The sequence below is a fragment of the Eisenbergiella massiliensis genome (assembly GCF_003435485.1).
In genome coordinates this window covers 1-16,832 of the sequence record NZ_QVLV01000010.1, presented here as the reverse complement: position 1 = coordinate 16,832, position 16,832 = coordinate 1, and the positions used below count along the sequence as shown (strand labels likewise).

Genomic DNA, 16,832 nt, shown 5'->3' with positions numbered 1-16,832 from the left:
ATTATCCATGCTGCCGCACCAAATGCAGTAAAGCTTCTGTTCACAGTAATTATTTGATCAGCGCAGGCGGCGTCTGTGCCAAGGGAGGGGAAAATGAATCAGGATATTTCTTACTTACAGCGCCTGAACCGGCCCGAAGGACCGGTCGATGTGGTTCTGGACACGGACACCTATAATGAAATCGACGACCAGTATGCCCTGGCCTATCTCATCAAATCGGAGGAAAAGCTGCATCTGAAGGCTGTTTATGCAGCGCCCTTCCATAATGAGAAATCCAGCGGACCAGAAGACGGTATGGAAAAAAGCTATCAGGAAATCCACCATATCCTGGACTTGATGGAAAAGCAGGAACTGAAGGAACACGTATACCGCGGCTCCGCCCAATACCTTCCGGACGAAGAGACACCCGTTGCATCCGATGCCGCAGCGCATCTGGCCGCGCTGGCGCTTGGCTATACGCCGGAAAAGCCCCTGTACGTCATTGCCATCGGAGCCATTACCAATGTGGCCTCAGCCCTGCTCATGAAGCCGGAAATCAAAGACCGCATAGTTCTCATCTGGCTTGGCGGCAATGCCCATGAATGGCCGGATAATAAGGAATTCAATCTTTTCCAGGATGTGGCCGCGGCGAGAGTGGTATTCGGCTGCGGCGCAGCTTTGGTACAGCTTCCCTGCATGGGCGTGGTATCCTCTTTCACCACCGGCCCCGGCGAACTGGAGACTTTTCTCCGCGGCAAAAACAAGCTGTGCGATTATCTGACAGACTACACGGAAAAGGAAGGCGCAGCCGGAAGCAAAAACAGCTGCTGGACAAGGGTGATCTGGGATGTCACCGCGGTGGCCTGGCTGCTGGACGGTGATTTCATGCGTGACAGGCTGGTGCCCAGCCCGATTCCGCAGTATGATCATCATTACAGCTTTGACCCCGGAAGGCATTTTATCAGATATGTTTACCATATTAACAGGGACAATCTGTTTGAGGATTTATTCAGAAAGCTTGCACAGTAAATATACAGTCCTGGTGGACGTTTACGGCACATGACAGGATATAAGACAGATGGGAGCAAAACATGAAGATTTTAAATTTCGGTTCACTGAATATTGATAAGGTATATAAAGTGAAGCATTTTGTAAGGCCGGGCGAGACGATTTTTTCAAAAGAATATCAATGCTTTCCCGGTGGCAAGGGGCTGAACCAGTCTATTGCGGCAGCACGTGCCGGGGTTCCGATTTATCATGCCGGGACCATAGGCCCGGACGGCCGCTTCCTGGCGGAGCTGCTTAAGGAAAGCGGCGTGGATACCCGGTATCTGCGTGAGAACGGAAGCATTACAGGACATGCGCTGATTCAGGTTTCCGAAGAAGGGGAAAACTGCATCATCCTTTTTAACGGCAGCAATTATGAGAACGGCAGAGAATTCATCAACCAGGTGCTGGAAGATTTCGGTGAAGGAGATATTCTGGTTTTGCAAAACGAAATCAGCAACCTTCCCTATCTTCTTGAAAAAGGCGCCGCTATGGGAATGCGGATTCTGTTTAACCCTTCGCCGATGAATGAGAGCCTGAAAAAGACGGATCTTTCCGGCGTCACCTGGCTGATGCTGAATGAAACGGAAGGAAATGACATTACAGGTGCCTCCGATCCCGACCGTATCACGGAGATTCTTCTGGAGAAATATCCTCAAATGAAGGTAATCCTTACATTGGGCCGGAAGGGCGCTGTTTACAAAAGCGCGGAGGAATGTGTATATCAGCCCTGTTTTCCAGTGAATGCTGTGGATACTACAGCAGCAGGAGATACCTTCACCGGATATTTTATCGCGGCTATAGTGGAAGGGAAGACCATGCAGGAGGCGCTGCGTCTTGCTGCCTGCGCTTCTTCCATTACCGTATCCCGGGAAGGCGCAGCCGTTTCCATCCCTGAAAGAACCCTGGTTGACGAACGCGTGCGACAGCTTGATAAAGGAAATTAATTATATATGGAATTAAAAATAAGGCGGATAACGCCGCAGGATTACGGAAACATCCGCATGCTGGACAGCCGGTCAGTCCGCCATGATGAGGAGGATGAAACTGTAGACGAGCCGGATTGGGCTATATTTGCCAAAGAGCTACAGTACAATGGATTTGAGGAAACTGACAAAGTCTTAAGCTTTCAAAAGTATGGTTTCATGCATTAGTATTACATATTAAAAATAGCAAAAAAGGTATGGAAATCAAGGCCAAAATTCAGCTGTTACTGCTGAAGCGGCGCGTTTTCCATACCTTTTCCCTTTCCATATCAAACATTTACAACGGCAGATCCTTCCGCCCAAAGCACACAACCCCGCTCCCATACAGCGCCGCCCCAATCACCGCCATAATCACACAGCTCCCGGCGGCGCCGTCCTGACCTGACACAATTTTTTCTCCAGGGAACAGCGTAAATGGTGTAAGATACCGGAAAAACTCCAAATCCCCGCCCATATTACCAAGCATCTGAAACAGGAAAAACAGAATCAGCAGCCCGGCGCCGACGAAGAAATACCACTTTGAATCATTGAAAATACATGCCGGCAGAAAACCGATTCCTCCCAGCATCAGGTGCAGCAGAAGAAGCGCTGCATTCAGCTTCAGATAGACAGGGATATCCAGTTCGCCGGGAAACAGGCTTTCGCAGCTGACAATTCCGATGGCCGTGATCAGGGCAATCAAAAGCGCCGTTTCCAGCAGCAGGGTTAACAGCTGCGTCACTAAAATCCGTATCCGTGAGTTGGGAGTGGACAGAAGTACAGCCATAGAACCGGTGTCCACATAATGTGCAAGAAGCTTATTCCCAAGAATAATCAGAAAAATAACAGGAAAAACCAGCATGATAAATCCATACAGATAAATATGTACGAATTCAGTCAGATTCCCCGCAATTCCTGTCATTCCCACTGCGGTCATCATCCCCGGCAGCGCCTGCTGGTAATCGTTAAGCATGTGGGCAAGCTCAGGGTCGTACATATAAATAATAACTGTGGTATACATGGTCATCGCAGCCAATATAATCAGCAGAATTTTCCAGGTCTGTGCCAGATTTCTTTTCAAAAGCGGTAATGAAATCATGCCTTTTCACCTCCATAATAATGAAGAAAAATTTCTTCCAGCGTCTGTGTGTGGATCTGCAGATCCCTGACAGAACATTCCGACAACAGAGACAGTAGCCTGGGGATATCCCCCTTCACGGCAACGGTAACCTGACAGCCTTCCCTTCGCGTGATTGAAAATCCGGGCAGGACAAGAGCATCCGCCGCCTCTTTGCTGTCCAGCGTGATAATGTAGTCTCTTGTCCGTTTTTTCTTAAGCCCCTCCATATCCTCAATGGCGGCAATTTCCCCCTGCCTGATTATCGCCGTCCTTTCACAGGTGCGTTCCACCTCTTCAAACAGATGGGAGGACATAAAAACAGTGGTTCCCTTCTTTTTTTCTTCCAGAATCAGTTCGATAAAGCGATTCTGCATTAATGGATCCAGGCCGCTGGTGGGCTCATCCAGAATTACGATTTCGGGATTCCCCATAAAAGCATTTACGATGCCCAGCTTCTGCTTCATGCCCTTTGACATTTTTCTCACGCGGCCGGAAGGATCCAGCTCAAGCAGCTCCATCAATTCCCGCATTCGGCTTTTGTCCTTAATCCCTTTCATTTCCGCCAGAAGCCTGAGAAGCCCGTCGCCGGTGCAATCCTCAGGAAAAGCGATCTCCCCGGCCAGGTAGCCCAGTGATTTCTGGATGACGGCGGCCTCATGAAAACAGTCCATGCCCAGAATGCGGCAGGAGCCCTTTTCCGGACGCAGAAAACCAAGCAGATGCCGTATTGTTGTGGTTTTTCCCGCGCCGTTAGGACCGAGAAAGCCGTAAACCTCACCTTTTTTTACCGATAATGAAACATCAAATATTCCCTTGTGACTGCCGTAATCCTTAGTGATATGACTGATATCTATGGCATTCATAAATACTCCTCCCTGTAAGAAAGCCGACGGAACATATCGCTCCATTCCTTAAAATCATGCATAATTTCATCCAGCACAAACGGTTTACCCTGCCTTCGTTTCTCGCTGATGTAGCCGTCCGCCATCCACAAAAGCATCCGCAGTATCTGTTGCGGGTCGGCATCCTGCCGAAATCTTGAGAAATCCACATTTTTAAAATACAGGAAGATAGAATTATCTATATAATCCTGGTTTGTGCTGTTTAACTCATTTGATACCTCTTCCTTTTCCGGATAAAAGCAGCGCATTACAAAATCCATCAGATAGGGATTGCGCGACATGATGGCGGCCTTTTTCTGCGCAGAATAGGCCAGCAGCTCAAAAAAGTCAGTGATCTCCTTAAAATGGGCATCAACGACCTGAGCCGTCACAATTTGTTTTGTATAATCATAAATATAAAGATATAAACTCTTTTTATTATGGAAATAGTAGAAAAGCAGCCCTTTGGATATCCCTGCCTTTGCGGCGATATCATCCGTGGATGCCCGCTTATATTCATGCGTGGCAAACACCTCCAGGGACGCATTGATTATTGCCTGCTGTTTTTCTTCGGGCAAATGGAAAAACTGTTCGTTCATGGAACACCTCCTGACTGCTTTGGTTTAACCGGCCGGGTTAAATATAATTTCAGTCTAGCGGATTGACTGGAATTTGCAACCCCTTAAAAATAAAAAAACATAATGGCTCAGAACGCTGTACTGCTGCAGCGCCTTCCTGTCCGCCCCGGTGCGCGGGCAAATGAGCGTGTGGAGAAACGTATGCGGAGAAATGTATGCGGACAAACGGACAATCCGCGCCTTGACATTTAATAAAATCCTGCTATGATAATAGAGTAACAATTTAATAAAGGTAAAGTTCTTCAGGGTTGGGTGTAATTCCCTACCGGCGGTGACGCTGCAGTTGTTCCACGACAGGTGCAGACAAGTCCGCGACCCGCGTCATGCGGCTGATCCGGTACGAATCCGGAACCGACAGTAAAGTCTGGATGAAAGAAGAAAATCATGCATGGAATACCTGTTTTTTCGCCGTTTGGTTTACGGAGGCGACAGGTGTTTTCCAGGGATTGGATATCTGCCCGGAGAATCATTTCTCCGGGCTTTTTTGATACCTTCCTTTCATGAAGCATCAGAAGAATTTTCCTTGTCTTACGCAATAACTCCGGCTGGCCGGAGAAAGAAAAGGAGAGTATACATAATGAATGATTTAGCAGCGTCCTTCGCGGAAAACCTTATTTTTGTCCTGGAGTTTCTGGGGCTTGTGGCAGCCATGGTAATCATCGCCTACGTGGTGGAAAAATGGGAACGAAAGAAAAACGGAAACAGGGAACGTACCCTCACCACCAGAAAAATAGCCATGATAGGCGTATTTTCGGCGATAGCGGTCATCCTGCACATGCTGGATTTCCCCATCCCCTTTGCCCCGGAATTCTATAAAATGGATTTCAGCGAGCTTCCTGCCCTGATCGGCGCATTTGCCTTTGGCCCGGTGGCGGCGGTCATGATTGAGTTCTGCAAAATTATCCTGAAGCTTCTGTTTAAAGGAACCTCCACCGCATTTGTAGGAGATCTGGCCAATTTTATCATCGGCTGCAGCTTCCTGCTTCCTGCCTCTATCATATACCTGTTCCGCAAGAACAAGAAAAATGCCATAATCGGTTGTGTTGTGGGAACACTTGTAATGACAGTTTTCGGAACTGCCTTCAACGCGGTGTACCTGCTCCCCAAATTTGCAGAGCTGTACGGAATGCCGTTAGATTCCATTGTCGGCCTGGGCCACGCCATCAATCCCTCCATCAACAGCGTGACTACGCTTGCATTATTTGCCGTAGCGCCCATGAACCTGATGAAAGGCGGCATTGTTTCCATAGTAACCATGCTGATTTATAAAAAACTCAGCCCCATCCTGCACAGCAAAAAATAATAAAAAAGGCAGGCCATTGCGGCCTGCCGGGTTTTTTTGAGGGAGGGCCGGCATCTTTTCCGGATGCCGGCAAGTTATGAAAAAGAAATCTATCTAAAATTTTCTTATTGGCTTTGTATAGGTATAAGATAACATTTAAGTGTGTAGGAATCGTGATGGAATTTTGAAGAAACTGTGAAGCTTTTGGAACTAAAAAATGAATCCTCAGCTCAGTTTTTCCGAAAAACCCGATTCGCCGGAAAGTCCATTCACCAGATTTTCCATTTCCTGTTTTGACTGCACATGCCTTGAACGGTCAATCACATCCTGTCTTGCACTTTCGCTCATGGAAGAAAAAGTCCGCATGGCATCCATATTCTGCGCCAGGGCCATTCCCAGCCCCAAAGGTATCCCGTCATCGTTTAAAAGACTCATGTTTTTCTCCTTCGTTTTTTCTTTTATTATGTCATAATACATAGAAATTATACAGAAACTTACGTTATTTAGAAAAAATTAAGAAATATTTAAAAGAACTGCATAGATTTTTAGAAGGCAACTATAGTATGATAGTCGGAGTAATTCCAAGAAGGACTTATTTATAAGGAATGCCGAACCTCGGGTCCGGCTGCCGGATAAGGCCAAAATGGAATTGGCTTCATCAGCTGGAAGAAAAATACCAGTTGACAAAGAGCTGAATCAGTATTACTGTATTAATTACATAATACAGGTGATATATCATGCGGTTTTCCAGGTGAGGCCGCCTGCATTGCAGGTCATGGGCTTATGGAAAACAAAGGGAGAGAATCTATGAGTGCGCTGGTTGAAGTAAAGGACATGTGTAAGGTATATAACCCGGGTGAAAATGAGGTGCGGGCGCTTGATCATGTCAATGTAACCATTAATGAGAATGAATTTGTAGCAATTATCGGCCATTCCGGTTCCGGAAAGTCTACGCTGATGAACATGCTGGGGTGCCTGGATGTACCTACAAGCGGAACATATCTTCTGCATGACCAGGATGTTTCAAGAATGAGCGACGATGATCTTTCGGATATCAGGAACAGGGAAATCGGCTTTATTTTTCAGGGCTTTAACCTGATCCAGAATCTGACGGCCCTGGAAAATGTGGAGCTGCCCCTGATTTACCGCGGCGTGGGGAAAAGGGAGCGGACAGAGCTTTCCAGGAATGCCCTCACGAGAGTGGGCCTTGAGAAAAGAATGAGCCATAAGCCCTCTGAGATGTCCGGCGGGCAGCAGCAGAGAGTTGCCATCGCAAGAGCGATTGCCCAGGCACCTCCGGTAATCCTTGCGGATGAGCCTACCGGTAACCTGGATTCCGGATCTACGAAGGAAATTATGGGGATTCTGAAGGATTTACATAAGGAAGGCAGAACGGTAATCATTATTACCCATGATAATGACATTGCAGCTCAGGCAGAACGTATTATCAGGATTAAGGACGGCCAGATTGAAGCGGATTATGTCCAGGAGACGGAAATTTATGAAGAATAACTGCTAAAGCAGGCTTTCAGACAGTTATAAGAAGCAGTGTGGGAAGCGGCGCAGGACAAGCCGCAGGCCGGCTCTGTTTTTATGAATAAAGGCAACTACCCGATGGGACTGAATGGAGGATACAAGATGAGTGAGTTAGAAAACAAGGGCGCCGAAAACCTGACGGAGGTCCAGGAGACGGCAAAGGAAAAGAAGAAAAGAGAAAAAGCCGAAGCTAAGGAAAAGAAAGCGCAGCAGAAGAGAGAGGCCATTATGGCCGGCGGCACACAGAAGAAGAAAAAGAAGAAAATAGGCTGGATTATTGCGCTGGTTCTCGTGGTAGTCATTGTGGGTTATTCCGTAGTGACCAGCGTAATTGCCAAGAATACGCCCATGCAGGTGAATACCATTGAAGTGACGATGGGAAGCATTGAAGAGACCATGTCCACCAGCGGTACGGTGAGCAGTGAGCAGAGCAAGACATACTATGCGCCGGTAGGCGCCACTATCTCTGAGATGAAGATCGCCCTGGGCGATGAGGTGGCAGAAGGACAGCAGCTGGTATCCTTCGACACCACCGAACTGGAAAACAGAAAAGCAAAAGCGGCGCTGGATGCTTCCGCAACGGCGAACAGCTACAGAAGCTCCCAGTATCAGAGCAACAAGAATGAATCAGAGTATAATGAAGCAACCATCGGCCTGGACGAACTGAAGATCCTTGCCGAGCAGCAGGAGCAGTACGTACAGGGACTGAAATACCAGCTGGAGGATGAAACCCAGCGTGAAAGAGAAAAGCTTCAGGACTGGCTGGGCAAGCTGAACCAGGAGCTGGAGACCCAGAATAATAAGCTGGCTGAGCAGAGTGATTCAGATGCCAGAAAAGGAATTCAGGAAATCATCCAGAACCTGAATAACAGCATTCGGGAAACAAGCAACCAGCTCAGCGATCTGAGCATGTCCGAGGACCTGAGGGAGACCCAGCGTATTATTGACGCGGAGCAGAAGAAGCTGGAGGATATGAAAGAAGAGATCAGCAAGCGGGAAGGAAAGGAATCCTCCTCCGAAGCGGGAATTGCCGATCCTTATTCCAAGCAGCAGCAGGCAGATACCGTACAGAGCGCACAGATTACCGCAAGTGAAGCGGCGGCAGAGCTGGAGAAGGCTCAGGCGGGTGTTGTTGCGGAATTCCCCGGCATCGTAACCAAGATTGCCACCGTATCCACATCCAAGGATGCAACCAAGGGCGGCGGCCTTCTGGAAGGGGCTACCGTAGCTGAAGGAACCGAGCTTTTTACCATAGAAAGCAACAAGCAGGTAAAGGTGGGCATCGAAGTCACCAAATATGACCTGCCCAAAATCGAAATCGGCCAGAAGGTGGATGTTACCATTGCAGGAAAAGAATATGAAGGCGAGGTTTCCAAAATCAATAAAGTGGCCGCTGCCAATTCCCAGGGAACGCCTGTAGTTGGAGCAGAGGTACATATCAAGAACCCGGACGAGGATATTTTCCTGGGCGTGGAGGCCAAGCTTGTTATCCATACCGCATCTGCGGAAAATGTTCTTACAGTACCTGTTGAAATCGTAAATGCGGATAAGCAGGGTGAGTTCTGCTACGTTGTGGAAAACGGCGTGGTAACCATGAGAAGAATCACCACAGGAATTTCCTCTGACAGCATGGTTGAGGTAAAGGAAGGCCTGAAGGAAGGCGATCAGATATTATATGATGTGACAGGTATGGTGACAGAGGGCATGAAGGTTATGGCGGTTCCTATGGGAAGCGGCATGGCGGGTGCGGCAATGACTGACGCAGCGGCTCCCGAGACCGGCGCAGCCGTGGAAACAGCGTCGGAAGCATCCACTGAAAACGCATCAGAAGAAGGCTCCTCCGAAGCGGTAGGCCAGGAGACGGAGACCGCTGGAACACAGACACAGACGGACGGCGCGGCGGATTCCGGAAACGAGTAATCCGGGCCTGCTCACAGCGGTCTATATAAGGAGGATGCAATAGTGGCACAGGCATGGGAATATATAAAAATTGCCCTGATGAATATCAAAAGCAATAAAGGCCGGTCCATTCTGACGATGCTCGGTATTATTATCGGTATTACATCTGTTATCATGATTATTTCCATTGGTGACGGAGTAAAGGGACAGGTTAACGACGAACTGAATGCCATGGCCGGAGGGCTGATTGGTATTTATGTTAATAATGAACACAGTGAAGATGAGGTTTATTTCTCCGCAGATGATTTTGAAGCAATACAGGAAAAGGTGGCGGGCGTCAAAGGCGTTACGCCGGTGTATACCCTTTACGGGAGCGTAATCGGTAAAAAAGGCGAGTTTACCGCATATGCCTCCGGCGGAACAGAGAGCATGGAGTTCTATCAGAGTGAACCGATAATTGCGGGCCGTTACTTTACCGCCAACGATTACTACTCCGGCAATAAGGTATGCGTGGTGCCGGAGCAGGCGGCCAAGAAGCTGTTCGGCACTACGGATGTTATCGGCCTTACTATTGAAGTGACCCTGTACGGAACCACACAGGATCTGAGAATCGTAGGCATACGTAAGGACAGCGCTTCAGCCATGTTCAGTATGTACGGAGACATGATTAACATTGAGCTGCCGCTCAGCATACTGAGCGCTTCCTATGGATTATATTTCGGTGATTTTACGGACTTTTATGTTATCTGTGACTCGCCGGCGGAATCCATGCAGGTGGCGCAGAGCACGATCAACCTCATGGAAGGAAGGCATAATGTGAGAGGAAAAGGGTTGATCCAGGTGCAGAACATGCAGGATCAGATTTCCCAAATCAACTCCGTTCTGGGCAATATCTCTATCTTTGTAGTTATTGTGGCAGCGATTTCCCTGCTGGTCGGCGGTATCGGCGTAATGAATATCATGCTGGTTTCCGTAACGGAACGTACCAGGGAAATCGGTATCCGTAAATCCCTGGGAGCCAGGACCGGATCCATCCTGCTGCAGTTCTTGTCCGAATCCGCCATTATTACCCTTATGGGAGGGATTATCGGCATTATACTGGGAATTACAGGCGCCATACTGATAGGCGGCGTGATTGGCTTTGCTGCAAGAGTTAAGGTAGGCACCGTGCTGATTGCATCCCTGTTCTCGGCAGGCGTAGGTATTTTCTTCGGTATCTATCCTGCAAGAAAGGCTGCAAAGCTCAGCCCGATTGAAGCGCTGCGCCATGAATAATCCTGAAAGCCAGGACAGCTCCCGGTAGAAAATAACTTGCGTTATAGCGGATTATCAGTATAATATAATGTTAAGTAGACAAAAGCACCTACGATGTAGGTGCTTTTTCGGGTCTGAGATATACAACAAAATAAATATCAGGAGTATATACTTAAATGGAAGTGGAATTTGATGTCAAAATAGATTCAGGAGTACTGTATGACTACATGCTTCACCATACCTACACCAGCTTTGCCGGAGTGGTGGGAACCACGGTGGGCGCACTGATGCTGGTGGCATTCGGCATGACCGGCCATATAATCTATCTTATTGCCGGCCTGGTGATACTGCTGTACCAGCCGGGCAGCCTGTTTCTTAAGGCCAAGCAGCAGGCTCTTACCAATCCCGCCTTCAAGCAGCCCCTCCATTACAAAATGACGGAAGAAGGGGTGGAGGTATCCCAGGGAGAAGCAACGGAATTCCAGAAATGGGAGGATATGGTGAAAGCAGTGTCCACAGCCCGCAGTATCGTACTTTATACTACAAGAATCAATGCCAGCATTTTTCCCCGCAGAGATCTGAAGGATAATCTTTCCAAAGCAGTGGAGATGATTTCCACACACATGCCTCCGAAAAAGGTAAACATCCGGATGTGAAGCCGGCCGGTGGTATAGCAGCCCGTGCCGGGATAACAGGAGAATTGGAATATGAATCAGCAAACAGAAGTGATTGAAAGCTTCAGCGCAGAGGAAACGTATGCGTTGGGAGAAAAAATAGGACAGGAAGCGAAGCCCGGCCAGGTTTATACCCTGATCGGAGATCTGGGCGTGGGCAAAACCGTTTTTACCCAGGGAGTTGCAGCAGGGCTTGGCATAACGGAGCCGGTCAGCAGCCCTACGTTTACCATCGTGCAGATCTATGAGGAAGGCCGTATGCCTTTTTACCATTTTGACGTATACCGGATTGGCGATCCGGAGGAAATGGAGGAGGTGGGCTTTGAGGACTGCATTTACGGAGAAGGGCTGTGCCTGATAGAATGGGCCAACCTCATTGAGGAAATTCTTCCCCCTGCATATACACAGGTGCGGATAGAAAAAGATTTAAGCAGGGGCTTTGATTACCGCAAAATTACCCTGACAAGGATAGGAGAAGCGCAGGAATGAAAATATTAGCCATAGACAGCTCAGGGCTGGTAGCCAGTGTGGCGGTGACGGAGGATGACAGCCTCATAGCCGAATACACAACAAATTATAAGAAAACACACTCTCAGACCCTGCTCCCCATGCTGGATGAAGTGAAAAAAATGATTGAGCTGGATCTGTCCTGTATTGATGCCATCGCAGTATCCGCGGGACCTGGTTCCTTTACGGGACTACGGATCGGCTCTGCCACAGCCAAGGGGCTGGGGCTTGCATTGGATAAACCGATTATCAGCGTTCCTACGGTGGATGCGCTTGCCATGAATGTATACGGAACGGATCATATCGTATGCCCCCTCATGGATGCGAGAAGAAGCCAGGTCTATACCGGTATTTACCGTTTCCTTCCGGAGGAGACGTCGCAGGAAACCTCCTCATTAGAGGTGAATTTTAAACTGGATATTCTGGAACCCCAGTGCGTGGTTCCCATTGAAACTATAGCGGAGAAGCTGAATGCGCTTCCCGGAGAAGACTGCGTGGTATTTTTAGGAGACGGCGTTCCCGTATTCCGGGAAAAACTGGCGGCTCTCATGCACCGTCCCTATACCTTTGCCCCTGCGCTCTGCAACAGGCAGCGTGCCTCGGCGGTAGCCGTCCTTGCACAGACCTACGCCCGTTTGGGCAAAATGGAATCCGCAGCCGCCCATGTTCCGGAATACCTGCGCCCCTCCCAGGCAGAACGGGAACGCAGCGAGGCGCAGAAAACAGCAGGCGATAAGGCCGGGGATGCCATGATGAGAAAAGGGACCTATTCCAGGCAGCAGAAGCTTAAGAATCGTGAAAGCGGTGAAACGTAATGGAAATCCGTACAATGCTTCCGGAGGATTTATCTCAGGCGGCCGCGCTGGAAGCCGCCTGCTTCGGTTCGGACGCCTGGTCGGAGCAGGCCCTGGAGCAGGCGCTTTCCGATAAAAATGCACTCTATCTGTCCTGCATGGAGGAGGGCAGGCTGATCGCCTGCTGTGGAATCTGGCAGTCCTTTGAAGACGGGGATATTACCAATGTGGCGGTGGAGGAGGGCAGCAGAAGAAAAGGCTGTGCCCGCAGACTGCTGCTGGAACTGATGCGCCGGGCGAAGCTTTGCGGCGTGGAAAATTTTACGCTGGAGGTCAGGGAAAGCAATCTCCCTGCGGTCCGGCTATATGAATCCCTGGGCTTTACTGTAGAAGGGATCCGGAAAAATTTTTACCGGGATCCGGCTGAAAACGCTCTTATTATGTGGAAGAGATAGGCAGCGCATGGAATAATTACCGCTGTTTTTCGACAAAAATTTACGTTATAATGATTAAAACAGAAAGCGTAAAAGCGCGGATAGGAGTGGCCATGCGAATTTATCTTGATAATAACAATACGGAGCTTATATCGGTGATATGCAACCGATGCGGCAAAGAAATGAAGGTGGAAAATGGAATACTGAAGGAAGGATGCTTCGAAGTAAAGCATGCCTTCGGGTATTTCAGCAGCAAGGACGGACAGGTATACCATTTTGACCTGTGCGAACAATGTTTTGATAAAATGCTTGCAGAGTTCCGCGTGCCTGCCGAAGTAAAGGAGGCCAGGGAGCTTCTGTAGCGGAATGGAGTAATACGACAGAATGCTGGATGTATGTTTACTGGGAACCGGAGGAATGATGCCGCTGCCGTATCGGTGGCTCACATCCCTCATGGCCCGTTATAATGGAAAAAGTATCATGATTGACTGCGGCGAGGGAACGCAGATTGCGATGAAGGAGAAGGGCTGGAGTCCGAAGCCGGTGGATATTATATGTTTCACCCATTATCATGCCGACCATATCAGCGGCCTTCCCGGCATGCTTCTCACCATGGGGAACGCGGAACGCACCGAACCGCTTCTGCTCATTGGGCCCAAAGGCCTTACCAGGGTGGTGAATGCCCTGCGCGTCATCGCGCCGGAGCTTCCGTTTGCCATTGAGTGCATGGAGCTTACGGAGAACGAGCAGTCCATCCCCTTTGACGGCTTCCGTATTGAGGCGTTCCGCGTCAACCATAACGTGATCTGCTATGGCTATAATATTGTAATAGAACGCGGCGGCCGTTTTCTTTTGGAGAAGGCGCAAAGCCTGGGGATACCCAAACAGTACTGGAACCGCCTGCAGAAAGGGGAGACAATTGAGACGCCGGAAGGCCTCCTGACTCCCGATATGGTTCTCGGCCCTCCCCGGAAGGGAATCAAGCTTACCTATTGTACGGATACAAGGCCCACCGAGGGAATTGTAAAAAATGCCGCCGGGGCAGATCTTTTTATCTGCGAAGGAATGTACGGCGAGCCGGAGAAAAAGGAAAAGGCAAAGGAGTATAAGCACATGACCTTCCTGGAAGCTGCTGACATGGCTAAGCGCGCCCAGGTAAAACAGATGTGGCTTACTCATTACAGCCCCTCCCTCATCAGGCCGGAGGACTACATGGATGGCGTCCGTAAAATATTCCCCCAGGCAATAGCTGGGAAAGACGGAAAAAGTATCGATCTCCTTTTTGAGGAGGAACAGCAGTAGCAGCCAGGAGCTGTCCGGGCTGTTATAATCAGTAGTATAAAAGGTGAAAGCATTATGGAAAAAGAAGATATTTATATTCTTGCTGTGGAAAGCTCCTGCGATGAAACCGCAGCCTCCGTTGTCCGCAATGGCAGAGAAGTACTTTCCAATGTGATATATTCCCAGATCGACCTGCATACCCTCTACGGCGGCGTGGTCCCTGAAATAGCATCCAGAAAGCATATTGAAAAAATCAACCAGGTAATCGAAAAGGCTCTTTCCGACGCAGGAATTACCCTGCAGCAGGTGACAGCCGTGGCGGTCACCTATGGTCCGGGCCTGGTGGGAGCTCTTCTGGTGGGAGTTTCTGCGGCAAAGGCCATCGCCTTCGCTGCCGGCAAACCGTTGGTGGGAGTCCATCATATCGAAGGCCATATCAGCGCTAATTATATAGAAAACAAAGATCTGGTGCCTCCCTTTATCTGTCTTGTGGTATCGGGCGGCCATTCCCATCTGGTTGTGGTGAAGGACTACGGTGAATATGAAATCATCGGAAGAACCAGGGACGATGCGGCGGGAGAAGCATTTGACAAGGTAGCCAGGGCCATAGGCCTGGGATATCCCGGTGGCCCCAAGATCGACAGGGTATCCAGGGAAGGAAATCCGGACGCTGTTGTATTCCCCAGGGCCAAGGTGGATGGAAGCACCTATGATTTCAGCTTCAGCGGCCTGAAATCCGCAGTGCTCAACTACCTCAATTCCTGTGAGATGAAAGGGATTGAGATCTGCCAGGCTGATGTGGCGGCATCCTTCCAGAAAGCGGTGATCGACGTCCTGGTAGGCCATTCCATGGAAGCCGTATCCCAATATCATTTGAAAAAGTTCGCCATAGCCGGCGGCGTCGCTTCCAATTCTGCCCTGCGGGCGGCCTTTGAAGAAGCCTGCCGGAAAAACGGGCTGGAATTTTACCATCCCTCCCCCATTTACTGTACGGACAATGCGGCCATGATAGGTGTGGCGGGATACTATGAATACATAAAAGGCACCAGACATGGCTGGGATCTCAATGCGGTTCCCAACCTGAAGCTGGGAGAAAGAATCAGTTAAGGCAGGATAACGCTATGGAAAACGCGCGGGAAAAAACAGCGGCGGTAGTTCTGGCTGCCGGAAAAGGAAAACGTATGAACAGTGATATCCCGAAGCAGTATATGATGCTCCGGGAAAAGCCGGTTATTTATTATGCCCTGAAAGCCTTTGAAGACAGCTTTATTGATGAAATCATACTGGTGACCGAACAGGGAGAAGAAGCTTACTGCCGCGAAGAGATCGTAGAGCGCTATCATTTTACGAAAGTAAGAAAGATAGTGCCCGGCGGAGCGGAGCGGTATTTCAGCGTGGCGAATGGGCTGGAAGCCGTTTCGGAGGACTGTGCCTATATATTTATCCATGACGGGGCCAGGCCTTTTGTCACAGAGGAGATTCTTCAGACTGCGCTTGAAACCGTAAGGGTGCACCATGCCTGTGTGGCGGCAATGCCGGTGAAGGATACCATAAAAATCGCGGATGAGAATGACTTTGCCGTATCCACGCCAAGGCGTGATCGTGTCTGGATGATGCAGACCCCCCAGGTATTTAGTGCCGATTTGATTAAAAATGCATACCGCATGCTTCTGGAAAAGGAAGAGGAGCTTCGTGAAAGCGGGGTTCAGATCACGGATGACGCCATGGTGGTGGAAACACTCCTTGCCCATCCGGTAAAGCTGTTCCGGGCTTCCTATGAGAATATTAAGCTGACGACCCCGGAGGATTTACTTTTGGCAGACGGTATTTTAGAGAAAAGAGTCTGAATTTGCAGAAAAAAACGACAATGCATACCCCATATATGCAGTAAATACAAGGAAAATTACACTTTTGAAAAAATAATTTGAAATTTCTGAAAAAATGTGTTGACACTGAGGGGCTTTTTAGCTATAATAACTTTTGCACTGCTGAGGAACACAAACTTCTGAACAAACGGAAGGTTCCATGAAGGCAAAGCGTTAGTACTTTCTTCTATATAAAGAAGGAAGAGATTCGGAACGACCCATCGTTTTAAACAAAAACATGGAGAGGTATCGAAGTGGTCATAACGAGGCGGTCTTGAAAACCGTTTGTCCGCAAGGGCGCGTGGGTTCGAATCCCACCCTCTCCGTTAGCGATTGTTTCGCTGCGGAAATCAGACTGAATGATTTTCGGGATGCCATACAAATAAATACAAGTTGATTGAATCAGCTTACTTGGAGAAGTACCCAAGAGGCCGAAGGGACACCCCTGGAAAGGGTGCAGGTCGTTAATAGCGGCGCGAGGGTTCAAATCCCTCCTTCTCCGTTCGCAGCAATCCGATAAATATACCGGAAAAGCTGCAAGAAAAGTTTTTGAAAAAAGTGCTTGACAGTCAAAACAACATGTGATAAGATATCAACTGTTGCGGCTGAGAAAGCAGAACGCTGAACCTTGACAAATAAACAGTAATGCAACCCTGAAAATTCTAAAAAAGAAAAT

20 protein-coding genes, 2 tRNA genes and 1 riboswitch are annotated in these 16,832 nt (G+C 48.9%); of the genes, 17 read left to right on the top strand and 5 right to left on the bottom strand.

Annotation, left to right across the window (positions count from 1 at the left end):
- Positions 1–93 precede the first annotated feature (93 nt).
- From DXC51_RS15220 to DXC51_RS15210, 3 genes are all read left to right on the top strand, one after another.
- Complete coding sequence (locus tag DXC51_RS15220; protein ID WP_021635670.1) at positions 94–1,008, top strand: nucleoside hydrolase; 915 nt, start codon at positions 94–96, stop codon at positions 1,006–1,008.
- A 62-nt stretch (positions 1,009–1,070) separates the two neighbouring features.
- Positions 1,071–1,973 carry a ribokinase gene (locus tag DXC51_RS15215; protein WP_025490358.1) on the top strand — a complete coding sequence of 301 codons (903 nt, stop codon included), beginning with the start codon at positions 1,071–1,073 and terminating at the stop codon, positions 1,971–1,973.
- 6 nt (positions 1,974–1,979) lie between these two features.
- Positions 1,980–2,180, top strand: a complete 201-nt coding sequence (locus tag DXC51_RS15210; RefSeq protein ID WP_025490359.1) for a hypothetical protein — start codon at positions 1,980–1,982, stop codon at positions 2,178–2,180.
- Between the two features lie 109 nt (positions 2,181–2,289).
- On the opposite strand, the gene DXC51_RS15205 is transcribed toward DXC51_RS15210, so the two are convergent.
- Genes DXC51_RS15205 through DXC51_RS15195 form a run of 3 tightly spaced genes read right to left on the bottom strand, consistent with a single transcriptional unit; the run spans position 2,290 to position 4,591 of the window.
- On the bottom strand, positions 2,290–3,090 hold the full coding sequence (locus DXC51_RS15205) for an ABC transporter permease subunit (RefSeq protein WP_117531252.1): 801 nt from the start codon (positions 3,088–3,090) through the stop codon (positions 2,290–2,292).
- Positions 3,087–3,974, bottom strand: coding sequence for an ABC transporter ATP-binding protein (locus tag DXC51_RS15200; RefSeq protein WP_025490361.1), 888 nt, complete (start codon positions 3,972–3,974; stop codon positions 3,087–3,089). Before DXC51_RS15200 ends, DXC51_RS15205 begins: the two co-directional genes overlap by 4 nt.
- On the bottom strand, positions 3,971–4,591 hold the full coding sequence (locus tag DXC51_RS15195; RefSeq protein ID WP_025490362.1) for a TetR/AcrR family transcriptional regulator: 621 nt from the start codon (positions 4,589–4,591) through the stop codon (positions 3,971–3,973). The genes DXC51_RS15200 and DXC51_RS15195 overlap by 4 nt, the downstream gene beginning before the upstream one ends.
- 273 nt (positions 4,592–4,864) lie before the next feature.
- Positions 4,865–5,014: riboswitch (FMN riboswitch) on the top strand.
- Between the two features lie 193 nt (positions 5,015–5,207).
- Here DXC51_RS15195 and DXC51_RS15190 point away from each other — a divergent pair.
- On the top strand, positions 5,208–5,933 hold the full coding sequence (locus DXC51_RS15190; RefSeq protein ID WP_021638940.1) for an ECF transporter S component: 726 nt from the start codon (positions 5,208–5,210) through the stop codon (positions 5,931–5,933).
- A 204-nt stretch (positions 5,934–6,137) separates the two neighbouring features.
- Here the strand turns inward: DXC51_RS15190 and DXC51_RS15185 are convergent, their stop codons facing one another.
- Positions 6,138–6,347 carry a hypothetical protein gene (locus tag DXC51_RS15185; protein WP_025490363.1) on the bottom strand — a complete coding sequence of 70 codons (210 nt, stop codon included), beginning with the start codon at positions 6,345–6,347 and terminating at the stop codon, positions 6,138–6,140.
- A 372-nt stretch (positions 6,348–6,719) separates the two neighbouring features.
- On the opposite strand from DXC51_RS15185, the gene DXC51_RS15180 reads away from it, so the two are divergent.
- From DXC51_RS15180 to DXC51_RS15120, 13 genes are all read left to right on the top strand, one after another.
- Entirely contained in the window at positions 6,720–7,424 is a 705-nt protein-coding gene (locus DXC51_RS15180) for an ABC transporter ATP-binding protein (RefSeq protein ID WP_025490364.1), read from the top strand.
- 126 nt (positions 7,425–7,550) lie between these two features.
- Positions 7,551–9,368 (top strand): permuted SH3 domain-containing protein, encoded by a 1,818-nt coding sequence (locus DXC51_RS15175; RefSeq protein ID WP_162162479.1) that lies wholly within the window; start codon positions 7,551–7,553, stop codon positions 9,366–9,368.
- Between the two features lie 42 nt (positions 9,369–9,410).
- Positions 9,411–10,622 carry an ABC transporter permease gene (locus DXC51_RS15170; RefSeq protein ID WP_021638935.1) on the top strand — a complete coding sequence of 404 codons (1,212 nt, stop codon included), beginning with the start codon at positions 9,411–9,413 and terminating at the stop codon, positions 10,620–10,622.
- A gap of 155 nt (positions 10,623–10,777) precedes the next feature.
- Positions 10,778–11,257: a YcxB family protein gene (locus tag DXC51_RS15165; RefSeq protein ID WP_021638934.1), complete on the top strand. Its 480-nt coding sequence runs from the start codon at positions 10,778–10,780 to the stop codon at positions 11,255–11,257.
- 51 nt (positions 11,258–11,308) lie between these two features.
- The gene (tsaE, locus tag DXC51_RS15160) at positions 11,309–11,764 is read left to right on the top strand and encodes a tRNA (adenosine(37)-N6)-threonylcarbamoyltransferase complex ATPase subunit type 1 TsaE (RefSeq protein ID WP_021638933.1); all 456 of its coding nucleotides are present in this window, start codon (positions 11,309–11,311) and stop codon (positions 11,762–11,764) included.
- On the top strand, positions 11,761–12,597 hold the full coding sequence (tsaB, locus tag DXC51_RS15155) for a tRNA (adenosine(37)-N6)-threonylcarbamoyltransferase complex dimerization subunit type 1 TsaB (RefSeq protein WP_102289944.1): 837 nt from the start codon (positions 11,761–11,763) through the stop codon (positions 12,595–12,597). The genes tsaE and tsaB overlap by 4 nt, the downstream gene beginning before the upstream one ends.
- Entirely contained in the window at positions 12,597–13,031 is a 435-nt protein-coding gene (gene rimI, locus DXC51_RS15150; protein WP_025490367.1) for a ribosomal protein S18-alanine N-acetyltransferase, read from the top strand. Before tsaB ends, rimI begins: the two co-directional genes overlap by 1 nt.
- A 92-nt stretch (positions 13,032–13,123) precedes the next feature.
- Complete coding sequence (locus tag DXC51_RS15145; RefSeq protein ID WP_025490368.1) at positions 13,124–13,372, top strand: hypothetical protein; 249 nt, start codon at positions 13,124–13,126, stop codon at positions 13,370–13,372.
- Between the two features lie 22 nt (positions 13,373–13,394).
- Positions 13,395–14,312: a ribonuclease Z gene (locus tag DXC51_RS15140; RefSeq protein WP_025490369.1), complete on the top strand. Its 918-nt coding sequence runs from the start codon at positions 13,395–13,397 to the stop codon at positions 14,310–14,312.
- A gap of 54 nt (positions 14,313–14,366) precedes the next feature.
- Entirely contained in the window at positions 14,367–15,398 is a 1,032-nt protein-coding gene (tsaD, locus tag DXC51_RS15135; protein ID WP_044915693.1) for a tRNA (adenosine(37)-N6)-threonylcarbamoyltransferase complex transferase subunit TsaD, read from the top strand.
- A gap of 14 nt (positions 15,399–15,412) precedes the next feature.
- Positions 15,413–16,138 carry a 2-C-methyl-D-erythritol 4-phosphate cytidylyltransferase gene (ispD, locus tag DXC51_RS15130; protein ID WP_117531253.1) on the top strand — a complete coding sequence of 242 codons (726 nt, stop codon included), beginning with the start codon at positions 15,413–15,415 and terminating at the stop codon, positions 16,136–16,138.
- A gap of 258 nt (positions 16,139–16,396) precedes the next feature.
- Positions 16,397–16,482, top strand: a tRNA-Ser gene (locus DXC51_RS15125).
- An 87-nt stretch (positions 16,483–16,569) separates the two neighbouring features.
- Positions 16,570–16,658 (top strand) — tRNA-Ser (locus DXC51_RS15120).
- Here DXC51_RS15120 and DXC51_RS29800 read toward each other — a convergent pair.
- Positions 16,640–16,832: hypothetical protein (locus tag DXC51_RS29800; protein WP_207660862.1), on the bottom strand; the 193-nt coding region annotated here is incomplete at its 5' end. The genes DXC51_RS15120 and DXC51_RS29800 overlap by 19 nt on opposite strands.